Raw genomic sequence first — 3083 nt, forward strand, 5'->3', positions numbered from 1 at the left:
CTAATATTAGTTTATATTCTGCAGATAATTCTGCGTGTCTCTTAGGAGTGACTTTACCAACTAAGATATCGCCTTCCTTAACTTCAGCACCAACACGGATAATACCGTTTTCGTCTAAGTTAGAACGAGCATCATCACCTACGTTAGGGATATCTCTAGTAATTTCTTCAGGACCAAGCTTTGTATCACGACATTCAATTGTATATTCCTGAATGTGGATAGAAGTATAGTAGTCTTCTTTTACAAGCTTTTCATTCATGATGACAGCATCTTCGTAGTTATAACCATTCCATGTCATGAAACCTACAAGAACGTTCTGTCCTAATGCTAATTCACCCTGTTCCATAGCTGGTCCATCAGCAAGAACCTGACCCTTAAGAACATGTTCACCAGCCATAACAATTGGACGATGGTTGATACATGTACCAGCGTTAGATACAGTGAACTTTAATAACTTGTATGTCTTTTCGCCACTTTCACCTTCTACGATGATCTTCTTAGCGTCAGCATATTTAACAGTTCCTTCTTCTTTCGCAACAACTGCAGCACCAGAGTCTCTTGCAGCCTGGAATTCCATACCTGTTCCTACATAAGGCGCATGTGGATTTAATAGAGGTACAGCCTGTCTCTGCATGTTACATCCCATAAGGGCACGAGTGGCATCATCGTTTTCCAAGAATGGGATACATGAAGATGCAACTGATACGATCTGTTTAGGTGAGATATCGATGAAGTCGATTTCTTCTGGCTTAGCCATGATGTTTTCACCTAAATGACGTGAAATAACCTGTTCATCAATAATACGGTCATTTTCATCAGTCTTAACTTTTGCCTGAGCAATAATATAATTCTTTTCTTCATCTGCTGTTAAATAACGAATATCATTTTCATCAATAACGCAGTTATTTACTTTACGATATGGAGTTTCAATGAATCCATATTCATTTACTTTTGCATAAGATGCAAGTGTAGAAATCAACCCGATGTTAGGACCTTCTGGTGTTTCGATTGGACAGATTCTACCATAGTGAGATGGATGGACGTCTCGTACTTCATAACCTGCACGGTCTCTTGATAAACCACCAGGACCTAAGGCAGAAAGACGTCTCTTGTTTGTTAATTCGGCAAGTGGATTAATCTGGTCCATGAACTGAGATAACTGAGAACTTGCGAAGAATTCTTTGATTGCAGCAGTCAATGGACGAATGTTTGTTAATGACTGTGGAGTCATAGAATCATCTTCAGCTAAAGACATTCTTTCCTTAACTACTCTTTCCATACGTGATAAACCAATACGGAACTGGTTCTGAACTAATTCACCAACAGTTCTAACACGTCTGTTACCTAAATGGTCGATATCATCTAATAAACCAATACGGCTCATTAAAGACACTCTATCTTCTGCTGCTAAGTCCTGAGAATCAAAGATATCAACAAGGTTAAGCATATAAGAATATGCAGCAATAAAGTCTGAAATAGTGACAAACTTACTATCTAATGAAAGATCAGTACCGATTACTCTCATCTTGATAGACTTAGATTCATCTGTATATACATCTAATACCTGAATAGTATGATTAGAATGCATATTTTCGTTAGTTTTAATTTCTTTTGTATGTGCACCTGCTTCAAATACTGGCTTTAAGATTTCTAATTTATCTTTAGTAATCTTAGTACCTTCTGTCATTACAACGTTGCCATCAACGTCAACAACATCTTCAGCAAGAACACGATCAGCGATACGATCTAATAAGCTTAATTTCTTACGTAGCTTAAAACGACCTGCTTTTGCTAAATCATAACGCTTTGGATCGAAGAAACGCGCAAATAGTAATGAGTTAGCACCATCTAAAGTAGCTGGTTCACCTGGTCTCAATTTACTATAAATTTCCATCAACGCATCATCAGTGTTATGTGTTGGATCCTTTTCAAATGTATTGTAGAGGAACTGGTGTTCTCCGAAAACTTCAATAATATCTTCATTTGAAGAAAGTCCTAGAGCACGTAAAAGAATAGTACCTGGAATCTTCTTCTGACGATCAATACGAACATTTAGAACATCCTTGGCATCATTTTCAAATTCTAACCAAGTACCACGAGATGGGATCACCTGTCCATTGAAGACAATCTTACCAATCTTGTCTGTTCCATTACCAAAATAAGCTCCTGGAGAACGAACTAACTGTGAAACGATAACACGTTCTGCACCATTAACAACAAATGTACCTGAATCTGTCATTAATGGGAAATCACCCATAAATACTTCACTTGTCTTGATTTCTCCAGTTTTCTTATTTACAAGACGTAAAGTAGCACGCAAAGGAGCTGCATAGATTGCATCTCTTTCTTTACTTTCATCTGCATCATATTTAGGCTCATCAAAACGACAATCTACAAACTCCAATGATAATGTGTCGTTAAAATTTGTGATAGGATAAATATCCTCAAATACTTCTCTTATACCTTTTTCCTGAAACCACTTAAATGAATCTGTCTGAATTTCGACAAGGTTAGGTAGTTTCAAAGAACCACTAATACGAGAATAATTGCGTCGCTTAATGCGGCTTTCTGCAGTTCTTACATTCTTTTCCAAAATCCGTTCCACTCCTTTTTTAATCTCTATCTGCAAGCTAAAAAGGGTCAAAATGACCTGCTTTTATACATGAGTAGGCATTTTAGTATACTAGCACAAGGGTACTTTTGTGTCAACCCAAAAAGGGAAATTTATACAATTTCCCTATAGTTCATTATTTAATTGATTGAATTATGTAATAGCCTTTATTTCGCTTCAATACTTCCGCATTCCCAAAGACTTCTTCCATGCATTTCTTAGCACTTGGTGCACCCTGCTTCTTTTGTATGACAATCACAAGGCGTCCATTCTTATTTAAGTGTGAATAACTTTCTTTAAGAATAGTAGTCACAACACTCTTGCCAGCACGAATTGGAGGATTAGAGATGATCATATCAAATGTCTTCTCTACATTCTCATATGCATTACTTTCATATACATGCATATCTTCAAGATGATAATCTTCAATTGTACGTTTAGCAAGTTCCATTGCGCGTCTATTGACGTCAAC

General features: G+C 36.9%; 2 protein-coding genes. Both read right to left on the reverse strand.

Features of this window, described 5'->3' with window-relative positions:
• Positions 1 to 2593 (reverse strand): DNA-directed RNA polymerase subunit beta (rpoB, locus tag ACT8VG_RS09260; RefSeq protein WP_444195699.1); only part of this gene is annotated, 2593 nt, incomplete at its 3' end.
• A 154-nt stretch (positions 2594 to 2747) separates the two neighbouring features.
• On the reverse strand, positions 2748 to 3083 hold a 336-nt coding region (locus ACT8VG_RS09265), incomplete at its 5' end, for a class I SAM-dependent methyltransferase (RefSeq protein ID WP_444195700.1).

The organism is Catenibacterium sp. (genome assembly GCF_052354645.1).
GTDB lineage: Bacteria > Bacillota_I > Bacilli_A > Erysipelotrichales > Coprobacillaceae > Catenibacterium > Catenibacterium mitsuoka_A.